Annotated in this window: 1 protein-coding gene; it reads right to left on the bottom strand. The window is 53.6% G+C overall.

Features of this window, described 5'->3' with window-relative positions:
- On the bottom strand, positions 1–694 hold a 694-nt coding region (locus tag J5224_RS32935), incomplete at both ends, for a histidine kinase (RefSeq protein WP_264629113.1).

Genomic DNA, 694 nt, shown 5'->3' with positions numbered 1-694 from the left:
ATTGCTGAGCGCCTCACGCACAATTTGCAGGACATGAATCCCCTGATGGGCCGATACCGCTTGCGGTGGCAATTGATAATGCAAACGCAGGGGGAATCCCAACCGTTTTTCATATTCTTCAACGGTGGCGCGCAGCGCGGCCAACAGGCCGGATTCGTTGAGCTGAAGTCGAAAGGTGGTCAACAGCTCGCGCAGTTGACGGTAGGCGGTGTTCAGCTCTTCGCGCATCTCGGTCAACTGACTGCGTACCTCATCCGACAGATTTCCGCCTTGCATCTGAATGCAACTGACGTGAATTTTCAGGCAGGAGAGCGATTGGGCTAGTGAATCATGCAATTCACGCGCGATTGCCGCACGCTCTTCCATCAGTATCAACTGCTGCTGGTGCTCAGATTGGCGTTCGAGCGCCAATGTGCTGGTGAGTTGGCCCAACAGGGTATTCAACAACTGCTGTTGATCGGGGCTCAGTTCGCACTCACTGGCACGCGTGGCCAGCACCATGCCGTATTGATGGTGTTGATCGTGTAACGTCCAAAATACCGGCTCGCCGCTGGCGGTATTCGCGCTGCTGTATAAACCACAGCTTTGGCAGTTGGTGTCAGGACAGCTTGCCGCATCGTAAGGCGTTTGGTGACTAAACTGGTTAAAGTGCTCGTGATTATTAGTCTCATAGAGCTGCAGTTGGATACTTTTG

The organism is Candidatus Symbiopectobacterium sp. NZEC135 (assembly GCF_025962695.1).
Note: the sequence above shows the minus strand (reverse complement) of the source record. Positions and strands in the feature narration are given on the sequence as shown.